The organism is Leeuwenhoekiella blandensis MED217 (assembly GCF_000152985.1).
GTDB lineage: Bacteria > Bacteroidota > Bacteroidia > Flavobacteriales > Flavobacteriaceae > Leeuwenhoekiella > Leeuwenhoekiella blandensis.
The window spans coordinates 2,968,067-2,992,286 of the sequence record NZ_CH672395.1 but is presented as its reverse complement, the minus strand read 5'-3'; the positions used below and the strand labels follow the sequence as shown (position 1 = coordinate 2,992,286).

16 protein-coding genes are annotated in these 24,220 nt (G+C 40.4%); 15 read left to right on the top strand and 1 reads right to left on the bottom strand.

Translation table 11 applies throughout. The annotated features are described in order from the left end of the window. Window positions 1-84: 84 nt before the first annotated feature. From MED217_RS12850 to MED217_RS12785, 14 genes are all read left to right on the top strand, one after another. Entirely contained in the window at window positions 85-1,002 is a 918-nt protein-coding gene (locus MED217_RS12850) for a helix-turn-helix transcriptional regulator (RefSeq protein ID WP_195891563.1), read from the top strand. A gap of 62 nt (window positions 1,003-1,064) precedes the next feature. Then, complete coding sequence (locus MED217_RS12845; protein WP_009780962.1) at window positions 1,065-2,429, top strand: PcfJ domain-containing protein; 1,365 nt, start codon at window positions 1,065-1,067, stop codon at window positions 2,427-2,429. 60 nt (window positions 2,430-2,489) lie between these two features. Next, window positions 2,490-4,457 carry a DUF2779 domain-containing protein gene (locus MED217_RS12840; protein WP_040532830.1) on the top strand — a complete coding sequence of 656 codons (1,968 nt, stop codon included), beginning with the start codon at window positions 2,490-2,492 and terminating at the stop codon, window positions 4,455-4,457. A gap of 23 nt (window positions 4,458-4,480) precedes the next feature. Beyond that, complete coding sequence (locus MED217_RS12835) at window positions 4,481-5,095, top strand: hypothetical protein (protein ID WP_009780960.1); 615 nt, start codon at window positions 4,481-4,483, stop codon at window positions 5,093-5,095. A 42-nt stretch (window positions 5,096-5,137) separates the two neighbouring features. Next, window positions 5,138-6,397, top strand: coding sequence for a PDDEXK-like family protein (locus MED217_RS12830; RefSeq protein ID WP_009780959.1), 1,260 nt, complete (start codon window positions 5,138-5,140; stop codon window positions 6,395-6,397). Between the two features lie 14 nt (window positions 6,398-6,411). Then, window positions 6,412-7,584 carry a PD-(D/E)XK nuclease family protein gene (locus MED217_RS12825; RefSeq protein ID WP_009780958.1) on the top strand — a complete coding sequence of 391 codons (1,173 nt, stop codon included), beginning with the start codon at window positions 6,412-6,414 and terminating at the stop codon, window positions 7,582-7,584. 482 nt (window positions 7,585-8,066) lie between these two features. Then, entirely contained in the window at window positions 8,067-10,901 is a 2,835-nt protein-coding gene (locus tag MED217_RS12820; RefSeq protein ID WP_009780956.1) for a type I restriction endonuclease subunit R, read from the top strand. Between the two features lie 55 nt (window positions 10,902-10,956). Further along, the gene (locus MED217_RS12815) at window positions 10,957-11,634 is read left to right on the top strand and encodes a DUF433 domain-containing protein (protein WP_009780955.1); all 678 of its coding nucleotides are present in this window, start codon (window positions 10,957-10,959) and stop codon (window positions 11,632-11,634) included. After that, window positions 11,631-12,050 (top strand): PIN-like domain-containing protein, encoded by a 420-nt coding sequence (locus MED217_RS12810; RefSeq protein WP_009780954.1) that lies wholly within the window; start codon window positions 11,631-11,633, stop codon window positions 12,048-12,050. The genes MED217_RS12815 and MED217_RS12810 overlap by 4 nt, the downstream gene beginning before the upstream one ends. Before the next feature lie 82 nt (window positions 12,051-12,132). Continuing rightward, window positions 12,133-13,641: a restriction endonuclease subunit S gene (locus MED217_RS12805; protein WP_009780952.1), complete on the top strand. Its 1,509-nt coding sequence runs from the start codon at window positions 12,133-12,135 to the stop codon at window positions 13,639-13,641. 1 nt (window position 13,642) lies between these two features. Then, window positions 13,643-15,871 carry a GmrSD restriction endonuclease domain-containing protein gene (locus tag MED217_RS12800; protein ID WP_009780951.1) on the top strand — a complete coding sequence of 743 codons (2,229 nt, stop codon included), beginning with the start codon at window positions 13,643-13,645 and terminating at the stop codon, window positions 15,869-15,871. Next, window positions 15,868-17,409, top strand: coding sequence for a class I SAM-dependent DNA methyltransferase (locus MED217_RS12795; RefSeq protein WP_009780950.1), 1,542 nt, complete (start codon window positions 15,868-15,870; stop codon window positions 17,407-17,409). The genes MED217_RS12800 and MED217_RS12795 overlap by 4 nt, the downstream gene beginning before the upstream one ends. A gap of 246 nt (window positions 17,410-17,655) precedes the next feature. Then, window positions 17,656-18,360, top strand: a complete 705-nt coding sequence (locus MED217_RS12790; RefSeq protein WP_009780948.1) for a hypothetical protein — start codon at window positions 17,656-17,658, stop codon at window positions 18,358-18,360. A gap of 89 nt (window positions 18,361-18,449) precedes the next feature. Beyond that, entirely contained in the window at window positions 18,450-19,109 is a 660-nt protein-coding gene (locus tag MED217_RS12785) for a class I SAM-dependent methyltransferase (protein ID WP_009780947.1), read from the top strand. Between the two features lie 2,201 nt (window positions 19,110-21,310). On the opposite strand, the gene MED217_RS12780 is transcribed toward MED217_RS12785, so the two are convergent. Further along, window positions 21,311-21,526 carry a helix-turn-helix domain-containing protein gene (locus tag MED217_RS12780; RefSeq protein ID WP_009780946.1) on the bottom strand — a complete coding sequence of 72 codons (216 nt, stop codon included), beginning with the start codon at window positions 21,524-21,526 and terminating at the stop codon, window positions 21,311-21,313. 118 nt (window positions 21,527-21,644) lie between these two features. Between MED217_RS12780 and MED217_RS12775 the strand changes: the two genes are divergently transcribed. Next, entirely contained in the window at window positions 21,645-23,354 is a 1,710-nt protein-coding gene (locus MED217_RS12775; protein WP_009780945.1) for a hypothetical protein, read from the top strand. Window positions 23,355-24,220 lie beyond the last annotated feature (866 nt).

Sequence of the window (24,220 nt, the reverse complement as noted above, 5' to 3'; positions counted from 1 at the left end):
ACGTTTTATTTTAAATTTAAAAATAAGGATTAAGTACGTCAAATTATGACGGACTATCCTATCTTTGAAGAAACCTTCCAAACTATGAGTACCTATAAAAAAGCAGCCCGACTGGCAAAGATCATCAGCTATGTAAAGCATAAATCCGGTATTTCAAAAGACCAATTGCTAGATGCTGTAGCCGAATTCACCGGAGGCGAAGTCTCTTCGCGAACGCTGGAGCGCGACCTGAAGACCATCCGGGAGGAATTTTCTATTGATATTATCTACGAGAGTGTAACCAACGGATACCACGTAGAACAACGCGATCAGGAAGCGGTTTACGAATTCTTAAAACTTATCGAGTTCGCTAATGTAGGCCACTTGCTTCAAGAAGGAACTACCGATTTCAGTAAATTGGCCGATATCGTACATCTGGACGATTCGTCGATCTTTCAGGGGATCGAGCAGGTCAAGACCATCGTGGCCGCGATTCAGCAACAGCATCAACTGAGCTTTGTGCATATCAATTATTGGAATCAAACCCAAAAAGAGTATACCATGACTCCGTTGCAAATCCGCGAATACCTCAACCGCTGGTATGTGGTGGGCGTGCCGGAGGGGGCGACGGAGATCCGTACTTTTGGGATCGACCGCATACAACAGCTTCAAATCAGCGGACACACCCAAGTGAAGCGTACGGACTATGAAGACCAACTCGGCCAATTTGCTAAGATCGTTGGTCTCAACTTTAATGAGGGGGCTGCTCGGCCTCAAAAGATCCGGCTGCAGGTATTTCATAAACACCTTAAGTACTTACAAAGCCTGCCTTTACACCGCTCTCAGGACATTCAGTATGAAAAGAAGGCGGAATACGGCACTGTAACCTATGTGCTGATTCCTAACTACGAGTTTAAAATTCAACTCCTTAAAATGCACAGCTTTGTGATCGTTGAAGAGCCTCAGGAACTACGAGAAGAGATTCAGCACATGTTGCAAGAAGCCTTAGCAAATTATAAATAAGTTTTACCACCGTCGTATTTTGGCGAAGCTTCCATAGACCTTTGAAATCACAAACAATGTCTATGGATCTTCAAGCCTATTTAGCACAGCATAGCTTTCCTCCTAAAGTAACAGCATCCTTGCACCTGTTACACGAGAAGTTGCAAGACTTTGGGTTAGAAGTAGATCACCCGTGCCTAAGCAAGGCTACCTTATACGAGATCTGGAGCAGCTTTTTTGATTCGTATTTTGATGCTAAAGAATATCGGTATCTGCTGTATAAGTCGGCTCTTAATTATTTGATGGCAGATGATTACCTGATCACGCGCCAATCTTTTGAGGCCCTCAGTCGCAGTTTGTGTTTTATGAAAGAGGTGCTGGCCACCAACCTATGGCTACGGGGCGAACTCATTGCACAAGCGATGATTCAGCTGGCGTGTTATTACGGCAACCATCCTAACCGCTTGTCACCCTGCGCACGACTGTTTGCCCAGAAGTGGACTTCGGTACGCGATCTTCAAGCTTGTATTGCTTTACACGAACTCTTATTTGGTCGTAGTTTGGCGATGCCGGGCTATATCAATACGTCTAAAACCAAGCTGCCTGCACTAGAGCGAAGAATCTTTTCGGTACTTTTTGAAGAACGTAGCCTAAGAAAAACCTTGCCGTTTTTAGGCTTGTCTAAACAGGAAGCCCACTTATTTCTCTATGGAGGTATTCCGTATCTGGAAACAGAAGGTATTGAGCAAATCAATACCTTAAAGCATTACCGCAGTATTGTACGCCTGTACAAAAATGTACCGCAGCATTTAGATGCATTACTAGAATTACTTACCCTATCGCATAAGTGGGAATATGATATCGATCTCTTTGAAAAAGACATCGCCTTTTGGCAAGAGGTGGTACGCTTCTACATCACCCATTTTAAAAAAGAGGACTTTCAGGGGGCAACGGTATTTCTGGATTATATAGGATATAAGCGCTATACAGCTATAGATACTACCGGCACCTATTCGTTAAAAGATAAAACGCTGGCGTCCTTCAATCGGGAAATGAATCATTGGCATCGCTACGGTTTTGAAGAGGTAGACCTCGATAAGCCTGTGGTTACCTGGGAGCCCCGAACGTTTAAACCCTATACAGCCACGCTGGATGACAGGCTTTATAAGATCGAAGAGATCACCGATAGCCATACCTTATATAACGAATCTAAAGTGTTGAAGCATTGTGTTTACGGTTACGTAAACCGCTGTCTTCAGGACTATTCCCGCATTTTTGGATTACGCGTGCAGCGCAAGGGGCACTTTACTCCCTGTTGTACCATTCAAGTCATCGATAAAACGGTCGTTCAGTTTAAAGGAAAAATGAATCGTAATGCTACTGAGGTCGAAAAGCAACTGTTAAAAGCTTGGTGCGAAATAAACAATTTATCCATAAATCTGCTCTAAATGCAGAATTCCGTAAAGTCATTAAAAAAAGAACAATTATATTTATAGCAATAATCAACTATGCCCCAAACTCATAACCGACTCCTAACCAAGTCCCGCTTTAAACTAGCCTTGGATTGCCCAACCAAACTGTACTATACCCGCAAGCCGGAGTATGAAAATCAGCAGGTGGGCGATACCTTTCTCGAAGCCTTAGCACAAGGCGGTTTTCAGGTTGAAGAATTAGCACGGCTACACTTTCCACAGGGCATTGCTATTTTAGGCGAAGATTATAATTACGAAGCATTAGCCGCACGCACCCACAAGCTCTTGCAGCAAGAGGAGGTGGTTATTTTTGAAGCCGCGTTTTTACACGACGGCTACTTCATTCGTACCGATATTTTAGTAAAAAAAGGAAAGCAGATCCAGCTTATCGAAGTCAAGGCAAAATCCGTTAGCAGTAGGGGGCATAACGGGTTTTCGGTGACCGGTGGCTGGTCTGCTTATTTATACGATGTCGCCTTTCAGCAGTATGTGATCGCACAGGCGCATCCCGATTTTCAGATCACACCCTATCTCTACCTGGCCGATAAAGACGCCGTGGCTACCGTAGATGGCTTGCATCAGCATTTTCAGCTGGTTAGCGACACCGATCTGCGTACGGGCGTACAAGTAACTCCCGGACTCCAGATAACCGACTTAGGTGCGTCTATTTTGGCCAAGATCCCTGTGGCGGAAGAGCTTCAGCAGATCTTTACCACAAACCCAAGCTTTGAAGGGATGACTTTTGCGGAAACGCTAGCCTTTTTTAAAAAGCATTATGCCGAAGATATCAAACTGCACACGCCTATAGGTAAACACTGCAAGGGCTGTGAGTTTTATACCGAAAAGCCTACCGCGACCCACCGCAGCGGTTTTCACGAGTGTTGGCAGGAGCAGTTGCAGCTTCGGGTAGGGGAGATCAATAAACCTAAGGTGTATGACGTGTGGAATTTTAGAGCATCTAAAAAATTGATGGAGGCCGGTACTTTTTTTATGCACCAGCTTACCGATGCCGACCTTAAGGTCAAACCCGAAGCCGGAAAGATCAGCAGCACCGAGCGCAAAGCCCTACAGGTAGAAAAGACCCTCGCTCAGGATCCTGAGCCGTATTTTGAACGGGAGGGTCTGCGTGATGCTTTTGCACAGTTTAGCTGGCCGCTCAATTGCATCGATTTTGAGACCACCGCCGTGGCGATTCCCTTTGTAAAGGGGATGCACCCCTATGAGCAACTGGTGTTTCAGTTCAGTCATCATATCATAGATGAGGATGGCAGCGTCACCCACCATACCGAATACATCAATACCCGCATTGGCGCGTTTCCCAACTTTGAGTTTGTACGGGCGCTTAAAACAGCGCTGGAAACCAATACCGGAAGCATCTTTAGATACCACAACCACGAGAATACCATTCTCAATGTGATCTATAACCAACTCAAAACCTCAGACGAGCCCGATCGGGAAGCTTTGATGCAGTTTATACAAGAGATCAGTCACAGTACACGTACAGCGGTAGACAACTGGACGGGCGCACGCGATATGATCGACCTGTACAAACTGGTGACCGACTATTACTACGACCTGCAACTGGGCGGGTCTAACAGTATCAAAGCGGTATTGCCGGCGGTACTCAACAGCAGCGCCTACCTAAGGGTTAAATATAGTCAGCCGCTGGAACGCATTAATGTAAGCAGTCTCAACTTTGCACCCCAGCACCGCTTTATACAGGAGGACGAAGCCGGTACGGTGGTGAGTCCGTATAAAAACCTGCCGCCCTTGTTTGACCATTGGGATGCCGAACAGCTGGATGCCGCAGTCACCAACATCGAGGGCATCAGCGATGGGGGTGCAGCCCTTACCGCCTACGGAAAGCTACAGTTTGAAGCCGTAACTCCCGAAGAACGCCGGGAAATTGAAAACGGACTTCTGCGCTATTGCGAACTCGACACCCTCGCGATGGTGATGATCCTGGAATATTTTAGAGAAGTGATTAAACCGTTAAATAGATAAGAACACATATAAAACAAACCAAAATGCATACCATCAGATTTAAGCCCTATGTAGGTGAGAATTACTACAGTCAAGAATTTAAAGTGCTCGTATTGGGAGAAAGTCATTATCTCAACGAGACTGATTACGCAGATTATGTAGCTAACAAACAACGTATTGAGCTAATTACTCAAAACGTACTTGATGATTATTTACATTATAAAAATACAGGTAAAGGTTATCACAGATGGATGAATACTTTCACACGTTTTGCTAATGTATATGCTAATAAAACCTTGTCTTCTCCGGAGGTTCTTGAATTTTGGAACAGTATAAGTTTTTACAATTATGTACAAAGCCCAATGCACGCAGCCAGACAATCTCCATCTGGTGAAGATTTCTCAAAAAGTATAGATGCTTTTAAACAAGTTGTAAAGGAGTTACAACCAGACATTGTATTCTTTTGGGGACACCGATTATGGAATAATTATCCAAAGGAGTACTATTTTGAAATTGAAGGTGAACATAGAAAAATATACTATCTAAAGCTTGATCGTAATATACCGTTTATGGTTAATCCGCATCCATCTAGTTCTAGCTTTAATAAGAGTCTCACAAAGGATATCTCAGATTATATAGACACTGTTAAGAGTTTGTAATTAGCTATTTAATTGTAATAATTCATATAACCAACAAACACAATGACTAAAGAAGTAGAGTCCCTATTAGCTAAAACTCAAGACTTAGTACAAAGAGATCGGGAGGCAAAAAAAGACTCTGGAGAAGACTTTAATATTTTTAGCATCACTAAGATTGAACGTTATGAAAACAACACCCACTCGGCAATGTTGGCAGAGCTTCTCAATCCCAAAGGAAGTCACCATCAAGGAGAAGTATTTTTAAAAGCATTTTTAAAAATACTTCTAGCTAAAGTAGGTTTTGATGAAATAGAAGTTGAGGCCGAACTACCCAAACTTTTAAGTAATGTGCGTATTCATAAAGAACTCAACTTAGGACTTCGAGATGATGAGCAGGAGACGGGAGGTCGAGTAGATCTTGTGATTGACACACCTCATCGACGCATTTTTATTGAGAATAAAGTGGATTCAAGCGATCAGGATAAACAGATCTTACGTTATGTAAACGCGGTAAGAAATAAAAAGGATGTTGTGTTCTATCTCACAAAAGAGGGGACACCTGCATCATCAAGTAGTCAAGGAGACTTAATAGCGGGTAAAGATTATCATCTTTTGAGCTATAGCAAAGACATACTTAAATGGCTAACAGATATCTTAGAACACTGTGATAATAACCCTTACGTTGCACAAGGTATAAAACAATACCTCAATCTTGTAAAGAAAATAACCAACCGATTAGAACCTAGATATATGATCGAATTAAAGAATACTATTAAAGAAAACCTTGTTGCAGCCGAAGCTGTTAATAGTGCATACAATGAAGCGGTTAAAGAAATTCAAATAAGTTTTAAAAAAGCAGTAAAAGAGTCCTTAGTTGAAGCTTTAACACAATCTCAGCTTAATAATTTACACGTAGAGGAAAAGGGTAAAGAAATAGCCATTTATCTAGGAAATAAGAATAGTGTTCCTTTTTACTTTGGGATGGAATCCTTTTATGCAGAAGATGGACCAGTATACTACGGAATAGTAAATAGAGCAGAAAATCAGGAACGAGCAACTGCATTAAACCCTAAGTATAGTAAGGATATTAATTGTACACTATTGTACCCCATTTGTGAATTGGTATTGCTACCTGAAAATTTAAATGTTGAAGCTGAAGAAAACATGTATTTAGATTTGGATGATAAGGGGCTTTTGACACAATTATATACAGATCATAATTTTAGAGAACAAATCATTGAAAACACAGTTAAGCAGCTAGTTGTTTTTATATCAGCTAATAATGAAAAGCTAGAGCAACTCAACCAAGAATACGCCAAATAAGTTATCACCACCCAATGAACCTAACCACCCTCCAAGAATTCGTTGACACTGCAGAAATACCTGTTATCGAACCCAAGCCCTTAACCTTTTTAGAAATTGCCAAGCAGCCTCACTACGAGAATGTGTTATCCAATATTTACGCGTTCTTTTATGATGTAGCACAAGAGCACGGATTTCAAGACCTGTTTATACAAAGTTTACTTGAATTAATACAGGAGTCTAAACTAGGCAAGCAAAAAGAAGCCTTGCAAAGTTTTAGTGATTTTACAATAGAGACCGAATATAGCACAGATAAAGGAGGACGTATTGACCTGCTGTTACACAACGAGCAGCAAGCCATCATCATCGAGAATAAAGTGTATCATCTTATAGATCACAATGATTTGGATGACTATTGGAATAGCGTAAAAGTCGCAGCTGATCCTGATAAGAATAAAATAGGGGTCATACTTTCTTTATACCCGGTTCCAGCTTATAAATATCAACACCGCAAGAAAGCCAAGCATTACATAAATATTAGACATCAAGACTTAATGCTGCGCGTACTGCAAAACAGCGGAGCATATTTACTTAAAGCAAGTGATAAATATGCTGTTTATTTAAAAGATTTAGCCCAAAACATTCAAAATATGAGTACACCCGATATGAAACCAGAGGAACTACAATTTTATAAAGAGCATCGAGATCAATTACTACAAGCTAAAAAGTTTTTTAATCGTTTTGAAGAGTATGTCAACAATCAAATAATTAAGGCTTTTAAAGATCTTGATTTTGAGCAAAATTATGTGAATCATAGTATAAGAAATAATACTAATCTCATACATGTTTTTTCAAAACGCAATCCAGATTTAATGTTTACAATAGGGCATGCTGGGCTGTGGGATAATCCCAGTCACAGTATGAATGTTATCGTTGAACTTCAACGGGGTGCACTTGAAGATTGTTCCATTTACGAAGAAATAGTTTTTGAAGATTACGAATTACAGCAAATTGATAAGAATTTTTTTAAAGGTAAACATAAAGGCTGGTTCCATTTTGCAAAGGAAAACTATACGCAAGAGCAGATAAGGTTTGAAGACTTTAGTAACTTTTTAAAAGAAAAAATAGAAGAAGACCATTTATTCACCATCTTTAAAAAACTAGATGACTTTTTAACCCAATACAGAAGCAACCCCCAACCCCTTTAACCAAAAGATGCACACCCCCTAATTCTGTGATGCGAGGTCACTGCAGCTACGGAGATAATAAATGGAATGCCCTAAGCGCACATACGGCAGATGTTGTTTAGGTTGCTCATTATCGACACGGCAGTACTTGGTGTCATAAGCCTGCTTTGATGCGTTGTGTGGCTGTTGCCCCTTGTGGTGGTCGTGATCGTTTGTAGAATCCATAGTTGGCGTATTAAAGTTGAGCAGTGATAAGCTGTAAATTAATATATAGGTTTGGGGTACAGTGCCTTAGGTAGGTGCAAGATATCAGAATATACCGGTTTTTACTAATGCTATATTGATGTTTAGAGGTGTGATAATTGCTTTAAGCTATTGTTTTTGAATAGCTTATGTTTAAAATGAGGATTTCCTCATTAATAATTGGTGTATTACTCGTAGTTTTAAAAAGTGATTAAACCATAAGATTTTATATTTTTAAACAATCAACTACCAAAGTTTAAATGTCCGACGACCTTAACCAGAACCCTGAACAGATAGCCCGTGATAAAATAGACGAGATGCTTAGGCAGGCAGATTGGATAGTACAGTCAAAAAGTACCATTGATCTTTCTGCGGGTAAAGGTGTAGCGCTAAGAGAAACCAATACAGTCTCAGGCTCTGCAGACTATATGCTCTTTGTAGACCGCAAGCCTGTAGGAGTTATTGAAGCTAAAAAAGAAGAGGAAGGACACCGTCTGTTGATGGTAGAGGAACAATCGGTGAGATATTCAAAAGAACCTATCAAAATAGGAGCTTTTACTTTGGATAACGAAAAACCCTTTGTGTACGAAAGTACAGGAACAGTCACCAGGTTTACCGATTATCGTGATCCTAAACCAAGAGGACGAACCGTATTTAGTTTTCATAAACCGGAAACCATTGCAGATTGGCTTAAAAAGGGTAAAAGTCTTCGGGAGCGCTTGTTATCCATTCCACCTTTAGATGAAACAGGATTACGTCCTGCTCAAATTGTTGCAATAAATAATCTGGAAACTTCTTTTAAGAATAACAGACCTAAAGCCTTAATACAAATGGCAACGGGTGCAGGGAAGACCTTTACAGCAGCAACCTTTATATATCGTTTATTGAAACACGCCGACGCCAAGCGGGTATTGTTTTTGGTGGATACTAAAAACCTGGGCGAACAGGCAGAACAGGAGTTTATGACCTTTCAGCCTACTGATGATAACCGAAAGTTTACAGAGTTGTATAATGTACAGCGGTTGTCTTCGAGTTATATAGCCTCAGACAGTCAGGTTTGTATTTCTACGATACAGCGTTTGTATGCTATCTTAAAAGGCGAGGAGCTTGATGAGAGCGCAGAATTGGACAATCCTAATGAGTCCAGCTGGATGCAAAAGCGTATGAAAACCAATACGCCTGTGCCGGTGGAGTATACCGAAAAAGTACCTATAGAGCAGTTTGATTTTATCGTGATTGATGAGGCGCACCGCTCCATTTACAACCTGTGGAAACAAGTATTGGACTATTTTGATGCCTTTCTCATAGGTTTAACCGCTACACCTGATAAAAGAACTTTTGGGTTTTTTAATGAAAATGTGGTGAGTCAGTATACCTATGAGGAGTCGGTGACAGATGGGGTTAATGTACCCTATGATGTGTACACGATTGAAACCGAAATTTCTCAAAACGGAGAAACTGTAAAGGCTGGCTGGTTTGTAGACCGACGTGATAAATTGACTCGTAAAAAACGTTGGCAACAGGAGGATGAGGACACGGCGTATAAGCGCAATGATTTAGATAAAAAGGTGGTCAACCCCAGTCAGATTAGAAACATTATCAAAGAATATAAAAAAGCCCTTAGAACTACAATATACCCAAATCGTCTGGATGAAAATGGGGACTATGAAGTACCCAAAACCTTAGTGTTTGCAAAAACGGATAGTCACGCAGACGATATCATAAAAATCATACGCGAGGAATTTAATGAAGGCAATGACTTTTGTAAAAAGGTAACCTATAAAATTGACGAAGATCCTAAATCGGTATTGAATCGTTTTAGGAATTCGTATTATCCCCGTATTGCCGTAACGGTAGATATGATCGCTACGGGAACCGATGTAAAGCCCTTAGAAGTACTGCTGTTTATGCGTGATGTAAAAAGCATCAACTATTTTGAGCAAATGAAGGGCCGTGGTACCCGCACCATCAACAGCGATTCGTTACAGTTGGTAAGTAAAACAGCTAAAACCAAAACTCACTTTGTGATCGTGGATGCTGTAGGCGCAACCAAATCTAAAAAGACAGACAGTAGACCCCTGGAACGCAAGCCGTCTATTCCTATGAAAGATTTGTTGGGAGCAGTGACTATGGGGATTGCAGACGAAGATTTGTTTTTGTCTTTGGCTAACCGACTCATTCGACTGGAAAAGCAGATTACCGAAAAGGAAAAGGATAAGCTTCTCGAATTTTCAGGAGGTAAAAATCTAAAGCAGATCACAAAAGAACTTATAACGGCATTTGACCAGGACGCTATTGATGAAAAGGCACAGCAGGAAATAGATAAAATACCTAAAGTAGATAGAACTCCTGCTTTAGAACAAGAGGCTAAGCAGAAAGCACAGGAAGCCTTGATTCTTGAAGCCGGTAAAACCTTTACCGGCGAACTTAATGAGTACCTTGATAACGTGCGCAAGCAACACGAGCAGATTATAGACAGCATCAACCTTGATACGGTAACCAAAAGTGAATGGGAAACCACTACTGTAGATAAGGCACAGCAAATTGTAACTGATTTTAGCGACTACCTGAAAGCAAATAAAGACGAAATAAAGGCCCTGAGTATTTTTTACAACCATCCCTATAATCGTAGGGATATCACGTTTAAAATGATCAAGGAAGTGATGGAAAAATTACGACTGGAAAAACCCTTACTGGCACCTGATTATGTTTGGGACGCTTATGTCACCCTGAGCTTGTCGAAGGGTAAAATGGCACCAAAACAACCCAAAGATGAATTAACGGCCTTAGTCTCGCTTATAAGAAGAGTTTGCGGTATTGATAGCGAGCTTAAAGCCTTTGATAAAACCATTGACGAAAACTTTAAAAACTGGATGTTTAAACAAAACGCGGGGCAACACAATCGCTTTACACCAGAACAGGTAGCATGGCTACGGATGATTAAAGACCACGTCGTAAGCAGTTATCACATAGAATTGGACGATCTCGACTATACTCCATTTGATGCCAAGGGCGGTAAAGGGAAAATGTATCAGCTTTTTGGAGATGAGATGGATAACTTGATTAATGAACTTAATGAAGTATTAGCAGCATAATGTTAAATGGATTATTGATATTTAGAAATAGTTCTATTTTTATCGACTAATATTTATGGACTTCGAAAATATACCAGAAATAGGAAAAGGTAGCTTTACAGCTACAGAGATAGCTGACATTTTAAATGTCAAATACCACCATATTCATAGATGGATTAATATCTATTGGGACGGAAAATTAAGCAAGGAATATGGTGAAAAATATTCTTGGGTAACAGATGGTAAAAGAGCCGTTAGTTTTCACACCTTTGTAGAATTTTATGTAATGATGCAATTTTCTGAGGCTGGAGTCAAACCTCGGGAAGTGATGAAAGCTCATACCGAACTTTCAGAACTTTATAATACCGCTTTTCCTTTTGCGCTTCAACATGTGCTGGAAAATATACATACAGACAAGAGGAAGATCTATTTTGATAAGGACGGTTCAACATTAACACTTGACGGTTCAAAGCAGTTCAACTTAAAGTTAATACAGGACTTTTGCGTAAAGCTTGAATTTAACAATGAGAACTTAGCATCCAAGTATTATCCGCTTGGTAAGAAAAAGTCTATTGTTATAGATCCTGAACGAAAATTCGGGCAACCTGTTTTTAAAACGCATAATACCTTTCCTGACATTATTTATGATCATTATCAAGCCGGTGAAAGCATTGAATATATTGCTGCGATATATGAGTTAAATAAGGCTGAAGTCAGAGACGCAATACAGTATAAATCAAGACGTGCGGCGTGATCATTTATTTTGATGAAAATATGCCGCCTCATTTGGCTAAAGGATTTCGTACCATTCAAAACGTCGAAAACCTTAAGCGTAAGGGTAAAGTGTTTGAAATAGAGTTGCTTAAAGATAAGTTTGGTTATGGTGTTAAGGACATTGAGTGGATTGCTCAATTAAAAAACAACAATTCTTTTATTATTACACGCGATATCCACCTTGATAAACGCAAGGATGAGATTGCTGCCTATCACGAAGCAGGAATAGGCCTTTTTTTCATTAGGGGTGCTTCAAAAAAAGCAAATCTCTCTGTTTGGGATATGTTGTTAATCTTGTCAAAGCAATGGGAAGAAATTATTAAGATTGTTAGTACTAGAAAAACACCTTTTTCTTTTCAAGTCACCTATTCAGGGAAACCTAAGCAAATGCGATAAAACACTTTATAAAAATGCATCAATTTTTTGCTAAGCAAATGAATAAAATTATTAATGAACTCAATGAAGTACTAGCAGCATAATGAGAGAAGATTGGGTTGAATGTACTCTAGGGAGTTTATTGAAGTTGAAAAATGGATATGCTTTTAAGAGTAGTAAATATCAAAAGGATGGTATTCCTGTAATAAGAATTGGGGATATCCAAGATTGGAATGTAGATATTGAAAACGCAAAAAGAATTGATGATAATATAGAATATGATTCTCACATTGTAAACAAAGGAGATATTCTAATTGCAATGTCAGGTGCTACAACTGGTAAGTTTGGTATTTATAATTCTGATAAAAAAGCTTATCAAAACCAACGTGTCGGAAATTTAATTCCTCATTCAGAAGAGCTTACATCAAATAATTACATTTACTACTTACTGTACTCTCTAAAAAGAGATATTGAACAACAAGCTTATGGTGGTGCACAACCTAATATTTCAGCGACAAAAATAGAGGCTTTAAAAACGAAACTTTTTCCTCTACCCATACAACAAGCCATCGTCAAAAAAATTGAAGAGCTCTTTAGTAGTTTAGACAGTGGTATTGCCGACCTAAAAAAAGCACAAGACCAACTCAAAATCTACAGGCAGGCCGTTTTAAAAAAGGCGTTTGAGGGAAAGTTGACCAAAGAATGGAGAGAAAAACAAACTGAGTTACCGACTGCTGAGGAATTGCTGAAGGAAATAAAAAAGGAGCGTCAAAAACATTACGAACAACAACTAGCAAAATGGAAAGAGGCTGTCATATCTTGGGAGAATAATGACAAAGAAGGAAAAAAGCCAGGAAAACCAGGAAAAATAAAAGAATTTGAACTAAATGAAATAGAAGAATTACCTATAATCCCAAATACTTGGGCTTGGGAAAAGTTAGGTAACGTTTGTCTTAAAATAATGGACGGTACACACTTCTCTCCAAAAAATATTGAAAAAGGTGACTTTAAGTACATAACTGCAAAGAATATTAAAGAAGGAAGAATTGATTTGAGAAATATCTCTTATGTGACGCAAGAAGATCACGAAGCCATTTTTGGTAGATGTGATGTAAAAAAAGGAGATGTGCTTTATATTAAAGATGGTGCTACAACAGGAAGAGCAGCCGTTAATACTTTAGAAGAAGAGTTTTCCCTTTTATCGAGTGTAGGGGTGTTTAGAACAATTAAGTCTTTTATAAATCCAAAGTTTCTTGAAAGTTTTCTCAATGCTCAAGTAACGCGAAACCGAATGTTAAGCAATATAGCAGGTGTAGCAATAACAAGGTTAACCCTTGTAAAGCTAAATAATTCAATGTTCAGCTTATGCTCGGTAGAGGAACAACACCAAATCGTTCAAGAAATAGAAAGTCGGTTGTCGGTATGTGATGCTGTAGAGCAAAACATACAGGACAGTTTAGAAAAAGCACAGGCCTTGCGCCAAAGCATTTTAAAGAAGGCCTTTGAAGGCACCTTGTTAAGCGATAAAGAAATCGCAAAATGCAAAGCACACCCAGACTATGAGCCGGCGAGTGTGTTGTTGGAGAGGATAAAAGCAGAAAAAAACAAGTAGAATGAAGAATGTAGAAAAAGCCGATCGCGTCCATTTGGGCAGTTTAATTGATAGCTTGAGAAAGGGGCATTATGTAATCCCTGATTTTCAGAGAGATTTTGAATGGGCACCCTGGGATGTATTAGAACTCATTCGTTCTATTTTCATGGACTATTATATCGGAACATTACTACTTTGGAAAGGCAATAAGGAAAACTTTAAAATGCTAAGTTGTGAACCTATTTATGGGTTTAAAGACAATCTAGATGCACAGCATATAGTTCTTGATGGACAGCAACGTTTAACAGCTATTCATTACGCTTTTTTCGCTCCAGAAATTCCGTTTCCAAAAAGAAGCAATGGTGTTATTTACCTTATTGATATACGAGCACTTTTAGAGGAGGACTACGAGAATTTTATCCGCTATGAATTCCTTACCAAAAAGAATAAACGCTTTTTAAAAGATAAAAACGCACAGTTTGAAAGCCACACATTTCCTCTAGGCGAAATGAAAGGCGGTAGCTGGGGTACCAGCGATTGGATTAAAGAATACCGTGACTATTGGCGGGATAAAGTCGAGGCCACTGAAATTGAAAAGGATAAAGAGTCCTTTGAGCTATACGCTGATGGGGCAAAGCAATTCCGAGGCATTATTGAGGAATTGTTGAATGAATTCTATATCAGCTATATAGAACTGGATCATGAAATTGAAGTGGCCAAGGTCTGTGACATTTTCACCCAAATCAACTCGAAAGGTGTAAGGCTAGACATTTTTGACCTGCTCAATGCCATGCTTCGTCCAAAAGATATCTTTCTTAAACAAATGTGGCGTGATGCTGAAGAGCAATTGGATTTTACAAACACAAAGAAAATGAAGACTTACATCCTTCAGGTCATGTCTGTACTAGAGCAAGCCTACTGTTCATCTAAGTATTTGTATTATCTGGTTCCTGAATCAAAAAAAACTATTCGCAAGCCAGATGGTAGTAAGGATCAGATCATTCTTATAGAGGATGTTGAAGAATTTAATGAGCGTTGGTATCAGTCCGTAAAGGCTCTAAAAAAGGCCATTGAAAGTTTACAGAACCCACGGGACTTTGGAGCGATAAAATCAGCTTTTGTCCCTTACCCTTCTATTATCCCTGCATTTGCAGCAATCAAGGAATTTGTTGCTGAAACTAAACCATCAAATACTCTCGACATAAACCGTAAAATCAGAAAATGGTATTGGGCATCTATTTTTACAAATCGTTACAGTAGTTCAGTAGAATCTACCACCGCTAAAGATTTTATGGGTCTAAAAAAGTGGTTTTTCGATGAGGATGCTATGCCCGATATGATTGAAGAGTTTACCAATAGTGTAAAGTATATTGATCTTAGAAACGAGAACCCCAAAGGCTCAGCTATATACAACGCCATTTTTAACTTGCTAGTTATTAATGAAGCAAGAGACTGGAGCAGCTTTGAATTACCTGAGTACAGCGAGTTAGACGATCATCACATTGTCCCTTATTCTATATTCAAAGAAGAGGGCGGTAAAGCTATCAATAGCATACTGAACAGAACTCCTATCTCAGATAGTACCAATCGCCATATTATTCGAAACAGAATGCCGCATGACTACATTCAGGAGATGTTGGACAACAATAATCAAAACCAAGTATATCGGGTTTTTGAATCTCATTTGATTAGCCGACATGCGGTTAGCATCTTACTAAGAAAACCTTTTACAAAAGACGATTTTGATGAATTTTTAGAGGAGCGTAAGCGAACTATTTTTGAAGCTATTCAAACCCAATTGATTGATGAAAAAATCAACATTCCAGCTCACCTAAAACATCTGGATTCAGAAATTGAAGAAATAGAATATACCATTCGTGATCTAATTGTTTCCAAAATTGGAGAAGATTTGATTTCCTATAGGGAAAGCGTTCCACCACACATTCAAGATAAGGTTCAAAGAAGGATAGATTCTGACATCAAAAAGAAACCAAATGTCACAAGCACAGACTACAATAATTTCTCAAAAAGGGTTGAGTTTTTTGATCTTCGAGAGTATCAAGACACCATTGTTACCAAACAAAACTGGGAAATATTCTCTTCAATATTCAAAGACAAGAACAATTTAGAAATCCGTTTCAATCAACTTGGAACCCTGAGAAACGGAATTAGACATTCAAGAAGCATCTCTGAAATAGAGCAAATGGATGGTGAAGTAGCAATAAAGTGGTTTAAAACAGTATTAAAATGACAGACTCAACTATAATATCAAAAATTTGGAACCTTGCCAGTGTACTTCGTGACGACGGCGTTGGCTATGGAGATTATTTAGAACAAATCACCTATTTGCTGTTTTTAAAAATGGCAGACGAACTCAATAAACCACCTTATAATAAAGGATTGAAATTTCCGAAACTTAAAGATGTAGACGGTAATGAAATTCAAGATGGTGAAACATGTGATTGGGAAACACTTTCGGGTAAAAGAGGTGCAGAATTAGAATCGTTTTACAGTCAATTGCTTCGTAGTTTATCTACAGAGAAAGGAATGCTCGGTCAGATTTTTACCAAGAGTCAAAACAAAATACAGGATCCGGCCAAACTGCTTAAGGTCATTGATATGATAGACCGAGAAGACTGGAATATGATGGGCGCAGACATTAAAGGAAAAATCTACGAAGGCCTGCTTCAAAAGAATGCCGAGGACACAAAAAGCGGGGCTGGTCAATACTTTACCCCCCGCTCATTAATACAGGCCATCGTTGCCTGTGTACAGCCCCAACCTAAAAAAACCATTGCTGACCCGGCCTGCGGTACGGGGGGCTTCTTTTTGGCTGCTTATGATTGGATTGTAGAACACCACAAACTGGACAAAGAAGAAAAACAATTCCTTAAGAACAATACGTTTCACGGTAATGAGATTGTGGCCAATACCCGCCGCATGTGCATTATGAATATGTACCTGCATAACATTGGTGAGATAGACGGTGAACCTTTTATCAATCCCAACGATGCACTTATTGCTGATGATGGCAAACGCTTTGACTATGTGCTAGCCAATCCTCCCTTTGGTAAAAAAAGTAGCATGACCATAACGAATGAGGAAGGGGAGCAGGAAAAAGAAGATCTAAGCTACAACCGCCAGGACTTTTGGGAGACCTCATCAAACAAACAACTCAACTTTCTTCAACACATCAAAACACAGTTAAAAATTAATGGCAAGGCAGCAGTGGTACTTCCTGACAACGTCCTGTTTGAAGGAGGAGCAGGTGAAGAAGTACGTAAACAATTGCTCAAAACCGCTGATCTACATACCATCCTGCGCTTACCTACAGGAATTTTTTACCGCCCGGGTGTAAAGGCAAACGTACTATTCTTTAAAAACAAGCCCGCAAGCAAAGAGGCTTGGACAAGGGAGATCTGGTTCTACGATTATCGTACAAACGTCCATCATACCTTAAAGAAAAAACCGATGCTGCTTTCAGATTTGGAAGAGTTCATAAAACTTTACAATTCAAGCAACATCAATAATAGAAAAGAAACCTGGAGTAAGGAAAACGAAGAGGGCAGATGGAGAAAATACACTTATGAAGACATAATCGCTAGAGATAAAACAAGTCTTGATATTTTTTGGTTAAAAGATAAAAGTCTTACCGATTTAGACAATCTCCCTGATCCTGATATTCTAGCTGTTGAAATAATAGAAAATATCGAAGCTGGTTTAAACAGTTTCAAAGAAATAATGGAAACCCTTAACGAAGATGTAGATTCTACACCCGAAGTTTTATAAATCCAGTTAACGTCCAAAGTTTACAAGGCAGTTAAAAATCCTTATCTAGTTTTGACATAGTATTAATTAAAAACTTAAGAATTATGTCTAAGTCAAGCGGGTTAAAAAATGGGCCGAGTAAAACAGGAAACCCATCAGGTAAAGGTAGAAGTAATAATCCTCCTAAAACTACGGGAAAGTCAAATTCAAAAAAATAATACTATTAAATTTTGAGGCCGTATAGAACATTTTTATGCGGCCTTTTTTATGATGATGAATGAAGAAGATTTTAAAATATCCACTTACAAAGGCGAGCTAAATTATTTATTCATAATTGGTTGTTTGATTGATTTTAAGTTTAAATCGTTTAGACGGTTTATCATTTACTTGTTACATTATGGTTCATTGATAGATTTACGAGAAACACCTCTAGATAAACTCACCGATGAAGATTTACTGCTTCATTTTGAAAATCTTTTTCCGGTGCCAATACCTAGAAAGATTATATGCCAATGTTTAGGTATAAACTCACGAACCACCTTCAATAAACTATTTGGTAAATATTTGGAAGAAAATAACCTTTCCGGAAGAAGAAGTTTTAGTTTATATGAAACCTATCAACTTTTAAGATTTTGGCAAGGCGAGGGTAAGTGGGGAAGGTTAAAAGCTACTAGTAAAAAAAGAATAGCAACCGTATTGCATAATGGTAATTACGAGAGGACTGCAGAAGAATTAACAGGAGCTCTTGGTGAGACCTATAGTTCTTCTAATAAATTTAGTCCCAGACAACTCAAAAAAGTATGCGATCACTTAGACCTTACCGAAGAGTCAGCAGATGAAATAGAAGCTTTAATTGGTCATAATGAATTTCAAAAGTCACTGTTATGGGTATTTGGTTTTGCCATAACGTATGACTTTTTCGTTAACAATCAAGACTATGATAACTCAACTTCAAAAAATCAGTTTTTATGATATAAACCCCCGCTCCACAACACGCTGCGCAGGAGTTTAAAAGTTTCAACCCGTTCAAGAATACTTCTAAAAACAATTAATTGTCCCCAATGACCAAACCCACCAAAACACCCTGGCCTACCAAAGACGCGATGCAGCAGGTATATGCCAAGAAGTTGTGGGGTAGCGGGAATACCGACTTTTATTCCGGGGCGGGTTCGCACGATACCGAGACGGTACAGGCGTACCTAAAAGCGGTTATTGGCTTTTTTAAAAGCTTAGAAATCCCACCGGTGGTCTGTGATCTGGGCTGTGGTGATTTTAATGTGGGGAAAGAGTTGGTGCCCTACACCCAAGCCTATAAAGCCGTAGATATCGTACCGGAATTGATCGCGTACAACACCAAGAGGTTTAAAAGCAAGCAGCTCAGTTTTGAAACCCTGGATCTTGCTAAAGATCCCTTGCCCGAGGGCGATTGTGCATTATTACGGCAGGTATTGCAACACCTCTCCAATGCAGAGATTGCGTCCATCGTCAACAAGTTATACGCCTATCGCTATGTGATCCTTACCGAGCACCTGCCCGATCAGGAGTTTACCCCCAACATCGATATCATTTCGGGGCAAGGCATCCGCCTTAAAAAACACAGTGGGGTAGCGCTACTGGCACCCCCTTTTAATTTTAAAGTAAAAGCCGCTAAAGAGCTGGTATCCCTACCGGCTCCGGGAGTTAAAGGTAGACTCGTTACGACTTTGTATACGGTGTTTTAAAGCTGTTGAAGATAAATTTTAGAGGAAGATCTTTACTCGCATAATTTTGGTTTACGAGAGCTAGGGAGTCTTATGCCTTCATTTTAAGCAATGTAACTTACTATTAATGCATCTTACTTTTCTTTGCCTCTCCAAAGAAAAGTAACAAAAGAAAAGAGCCCCTCGCTTAGGAATTTTTTGCCTTATCAGGCAAAAACCGTCTTGTCAGCTCCGCGTCGCTACCGCTCCTGTCCTTCGGAGCTTCCTGCATCTATTCTGAACCGAGGGAAGGGCTAAAGAATACTATTCTTAGTTTCAATTTGGAGACGGCCTACTTTTTAGATCTGTAGTAAAACAAGCGGGCGCCGCAGCGGTGGGCAGAGGAGGATAGCTTAGCGCAGCGGTTTGCTATCCGCAGGATAAGGTGTTTGCGTAGTTTTCAAGGATCTAAAAATAAGCCTTGATCTTTTGTTTCTTTTGCATCAAGGTAAAAGAAAGGGAAGATAAATTGAAAGTGTATTTTTTATTCATGTTCCTTACTTTTCTTTGCTTCTCCAAAGAAAAGTAACAAAAGAAAAGAGCCCCTCGCTTAGGAATTTTTTGCCTTATCAGGCAAAAACCGCCTTGTCAGCTCCGCGTCGCTACCGCTCCTGTCCTTCGGAGCTTCCTACATCTATTCTGAACCGAGGGAGTTTTAGATTCGTTTAACCTTTCGGGTATGAGTAGATATAACGCTTATGAATAAGAGCAATTTTCTTATTGATTTAAAATAAGTATTCTGCTTACTGAGTACTGTTACTGATAACTGAATAAAAAACCGGCCTACTTTTTAGATTTGTAGTAAAACAAGCGGGCGCCGCAGCGTTGGGCAGAGGAGGATAGCTTAGCGTAGCGGTTTGCTATCCGCAGGGAAAGGCGTTTGCGTAGTTTTCAAGGATCTAAAAATAAGCCTAGACTTTTTTGTTTCTTTTTTGGGCGATGCAAAAAAGAAAGGGGTGTGAATTGAAGTTTGTATCATTATTCTTGTTCCTTACTTTTCTTTGCCTCTCCAAAGAAAAGTAACAAAAGAAAAGAGCCCCTCGCTTAGGAATTTTTTGCCTTATCAGGCAAAAACCGCCTTGTCAGCTCCGCGTCGCTACCGCTCCTGTCCTTCGGAGCTGCCCGCGTCTATTCTGAACCGAGGGAATTTTGAGGGCGTGTAACCCTTCGGGTTTGAATACTTCTTCTTTGATCTTTTCTCTATAGTCTTTATTCTAAAAATCCAAGGCTTCAAAAATTTTTAACGGAGCCTTCTTGCTATACTGAAGAAAAAGAATTGGAAACCCTTCGGGTATAAATAATTTATAGTCTTAAACTAGTAGTAACTCTTGCAAACTGAAAACTTTGACTGCCAACTTAATCCGAGTTTCCTGCATCTATTCTGAACCGAGGGAAGACTAAAGAATGTTACTCTTAGCTATAATTTAAAAACGGCCTACAAGAAGGTATTGTGAAATTTGAAGTGAACGTAACGTAGCAAGCGGTTCTGTTTGAGGCCGCGATAGCGGTCGAGTTAAGCGCATGCAGTGCAGTGAACGATAAATTTAGATACCGTCTTGTGAGCCTTGATCTTTTGTTTCTTTTGTATCAAGACAAAAGAAAGGAAACATGAATAGTAGTGGTAATGGCGCTACTTAGCATCGAGCTTTTGTGATAGAATATAAGAAATACAACCTACTCCTCCGGTAATTTCAGGTCCTGATGCAACTCCATAAACATCTCCCCGGGATGTACGTCGATGGCTAAGGCGATGAGGTAGAGTTCTTCAGCTCGAAGATGGGTCTTTTCTTGATTTGAAAGTTCGCTTAAACGCGTTTTATTTATTTTAGTTCCTATAGAATATTTTATTCATTTTCTTTGCTTGTCCAAAGAAAACGAATCAAAAGAAAAGACCCCCACGCTTAGGAATTTTTTGCCTTATCAGGCAAAAACCGCCTTGTCAGCTCCGCGTCGCTACCGCTCCTGTCCTTCGGAGCTGCCCGCGTCTATTCTGAACCGAGGGAGTTTTAGTTTCGTTTAACCCTTCGGGTAGGAGTAGTAATTCTATTTAAAAACAATCAGTAATCTCGACGTTAGGAGAGAGCTCACTCGCATAGGAGCTCCCATCTCCTGTAGGAGAAGGGTTGGGGATGAGGGGTATTGATGGAATGTAAAGCTTCCTATTCGAAGAAAAGGACATTCAATTAAAACTTCAAAAGTTGGTAAAGCTCTATTTTAAGGGCTTTGCTTATTTCAAATAAAGAATACGCGGTAGGATTTACTTTTCCATTTTCAAGCTTCTCAATAGCTTGTCGATCCTTACCACATTCACGAGCCAAATCAGATTGTGTCCAACCCTTTTGCTCCCGTAATTTAACGATGCGGTTACCTATTTTTTTCTTTAATGCGTCTTTAGTCATATAACAAATGTCATCTTATCGTATGACATTTTTGTCATATAATTAGTTGACAGTTGAAAAGTTTTATTACATTTGTCGTATAGAAATATGACAAATGTAGAATATGTAAAACTGAATTATGACTCCACAACTCCAACTCCCCTCTAAAGTTGCGCTGCATGAGGCGCTCGAACCGCTTACGGAAGCCTTGTTGCAAGCTGCTCCCATACAGGCGCTCTATCTCAGTAAAACCCGTCAAACACCCGATGCGATCTACAACCTCCTGATCGTAGTGCAGGAGGCCGGGGCCTTAGCCGATTTACAACAGCAAATCCCGGTACTGCAGGTACAGTTTCCGGTAGTACGGATGCAGGTGTATACCTCAAAGCAGCTGCAGCAGCTGGAGCAGGAGGGAAGCGTGTATGGGTTGTGGGGATACCACTTGGCTGATCGTATTTACCCTCGGCCTGCAACCGATACCTTTAAAAATTCTTCCGACCAGCAGTTGGAACAACTGCACCTTAAGGCGCAACAGCAGCTGGAGCAGGACGCGGCGTGTATCTGTAAAGGCTTTGATACTGCGGTATACTGGTTTGAGCGGGAGGACTATGCGGCTTCGGTATTGGCTTTGGTGGAGGTGTTTAAGACCTGTCTTGCGCTTGCGGGCAAGCTGTATACCGGTAGGCTAACAGCGTACCCTTCTTTAGAAGCCCAGCTCGTTGCTGTAGTTCCTTTTCTTCCCCAATTGCGCAAGCTCTTTCCCACACCCGAAGCACCCGATGCCGATCCTACACTCTTAGAATTGCTGGATGCCTGGTCGGCAGAAGGGATCCCTTCAGATGAAATTATAGACCGGCATACCTGTTACCAGATACAGATGCGTATGGAGCGGGTATTTACGGTGGTAGATACTGCAGCCCGGGAGCTGCTGGAAGCCTGTAGCCCAAAACCTACTCCTGCAGCGTCGGTCTCCCCAACGGATGCTACCCGATCGCCATTGGAGCAAGCGCTGCTGGAGGCTATGAGCTATTTGCGAGAAACCTACCGCGTGCATTCAGCCTATTTGCTCTACAGCGCGCAAGACAGCAGGATGCAGGCTGCTCATTGTTTTTCGGCCACCGAAACCCAAGTAAACCAAAGCACCGCGGTGGTGCTGCTGATCACGTACACGTCGGTTGGGGTCAGTCCGTCGCAACTCACCGATCGGGTTTATAATCAAACCGGGCAGCGCATCCGCATCTGTTTTATTTTAGAAACCCTGAAGCGGGCGCACAACGCTTTGGATTTTGGCAGTAACTTTCTGCAAAAGGCATTGGGCGAGGGGAAACCCCTTTATGCGGAAGATGATCGCTTACGCGGGTTTTTAAAGCAAGGGTATTTGTACCACCCACAACAGGTTGATAAGCTCAAAAAATATTGGGACCTCCGCAGCAACCGGGCGTATTATCTCATCGAGAGTACCCGTATTCTGGATACTCGCGAAGATGCGCTGGTGCAACTGCATATGTATGAGGAAGCCTTGATCCAGACCTGCCTGGGCTTGATCCGCTTGTTTTGGGAGTACAGTCCGGCCTACACCTCCCTCAACTACCTTTTAGCCCTGTGTTGCAGTTTTACAGCGTTCCCTAGTACACTGCTGGAAACCACCTCTTTTAAAGCCCGTCGTCGTTTGCACCTGCTTAGCCATGCCCAGCAGCACTTGCGGTATGGAAGTACATATACCGTCACCGATACCGATGCCAACGCGGCTTATCACCTGTGCAAACGCTTTATGCAACAGGCTGAAGCCCTGGCTGCAGAGCGTTTGCAGTTCTTTAAGCGAAAAGCCTATCAGCGGGAAGTAGACTAGATTAGAAGATTCAAGATTCAAAGTTCAAAATTAGAATGGGATGTGTAGTGCTTATGCGGTTCTCTGTTTACCGATTACTGTTTGCTGCCCACTGCCAACTGCGACTGCCGACTGTTCTCTGTTTACCGTTTACTGCCCACTGCGACTGCTTACTGCCGACTGTTCTCTGTTTACCGTTTACTGCCCACTGAGACTGCCGACTACAAACTCAGAACAACTTCTCGATACAATTCTTTCGCACTAAGGTGCTCCAGAATCACTCGAAGTGACCGTGCGTTGCTTATTTGTATTTTGTACTTCTGCCTTTGTATTTTCCAATAGTCTTTGCTCTTTATGCTATACTCTTTTATCTAACTTCTCAAAACGTTACAAACAGAAAACTCCAAACCGCCAACTGCCCACTGCGACTGCTTACTGGATATGACTTCTCGATACAATCCTCTCGCGCTAAGGCGCTCGAGAATCACTCGAAGTGACAGTACGTTGCTTATTTGTATTTTGTACTTCTGCCTTTGTATTTTAATACGGAATAACAAATCAGCAATAACAAACAGCAGAAATAACGACTGCTTACTGCCGACTGTTCTCTGTTTACCGTTTACGGTTTTCTGTCTTTTGTGACTGCCAACTGCTGAATGCCCACTCCTGGATTAAAGCCTAGTGCTCCCACAGTGAGTCCACAGTAAACCCACACTAAGTCCACACTTGCCCACAGTATTTGTGGTTGAGCATGGGCTGGGTATAGGAGGAAGGTGGAGGTGTATTAGCGTATGCCTAAAGCACCTCAGTATTGATACCGTTCTATGTTAACGAAATCTTAAAATTAAAGCTTTTAAATCTTGTTTTCATACACTCTTCATACACTA

Coding starts and splice junctions, on each gene's coding strand:
- MED217_RS12850 (WP_195891563.1), top strand. CDS start 85: ATGAGTACCTATAAAAAAGCAGCCCGACTGGCAAAGATCATCAGCTAT.
- MED217_RS12845 (WP_009780962.1), top strand. CDS start 1,065: ATGGATCTTCAAGCCTATTTAGCACAGCATAGCTTTCCTCCTAAAGTA.
- MED217_RS12840 (WP_040532830.1), top strand. CDS start 2,490: ATGCCCCAAACTCATAACCGACTCCTAACCAAGTCCCGCTTTAAACTA.
- MED217_RS12835 (WP_009780960.1), top strand. CDS start 4,481: ATGCATACCATCAGATTTAAGCCCTATGTAGGTGAGAATTACTACAGT.
- MED217_RS12830 (WP_009780959.1), top strand. CDS start 5,138: ATGACTAAAGAAGTAGAGTCCCTATTAGCTAAAACTCAAGACTTAGTA.
- MED217_RS12825 (WP_009780958.1), top strand. CDS start 6,412: ATGAACCTAACCACCCTCCAAGAATTCGTTGACACTGCAGAAATACCT.
- MED217_RS12820 (WP_009780956.1), top strand. CDS start 8,067: ATGTCCGACGACCTTAACCAGAACCCTGAACAGATAGCCCGTGATAAA.
- MED217_RS12815 (WP_009780955.1), top strand. CDS start 10,957: ATGGACTTCGAAAATATACCAGAAATAGGAAAAGGTAGCTTTACAGCT.
- MED217_RS12805 (WP_009780952.1), top strand. CDS start 12,133: ATGAGAGAAGATTGGGTTGAATGTACTCTAGGGAGTTTATTGAAGTTG.
- MED217_RS12800 (WP_009780951.1), top strand. CDS start 13,643: ATGAAGAATGTAGAAAAAGCCGATCGCGTCCATTTGGGCAGTTTAATT.
- MED217_RS12795 (WP_009780950.1), top strand. CDS start 15,868: ATGACAGACTCAACTATAATATCAAAAATTTGGAACCTTGCCAGTGTA.
- MED217_RS12790 (WP_009780948.1), top strand. CDS start 17,656: ATGATGATGAATGAAGAAGATTTTAAAATATCCACTTACAAAGGCGAG.
- MED217_RS12785 (WP_009780947.1), top strand. CDS start 18,450: ATGACCAAACCCACCAAAACACCCTGGCCTACCAAAGACGCGATGCAG.
- MED217_RS12780 (WP_009780946.1), bottom strand. CDS start 21,526: ATGACTAAAGACGCATTAAAGAAAAAAATAGGTAACCGCATCGTTAAA.
- MED217_RS12775 (WP_009780945.1), top strand. CDS start 21,645: ATGACTCCACAACTCCAACTCCCCTCTAAAGTTGCGCTGCATGAGGCG.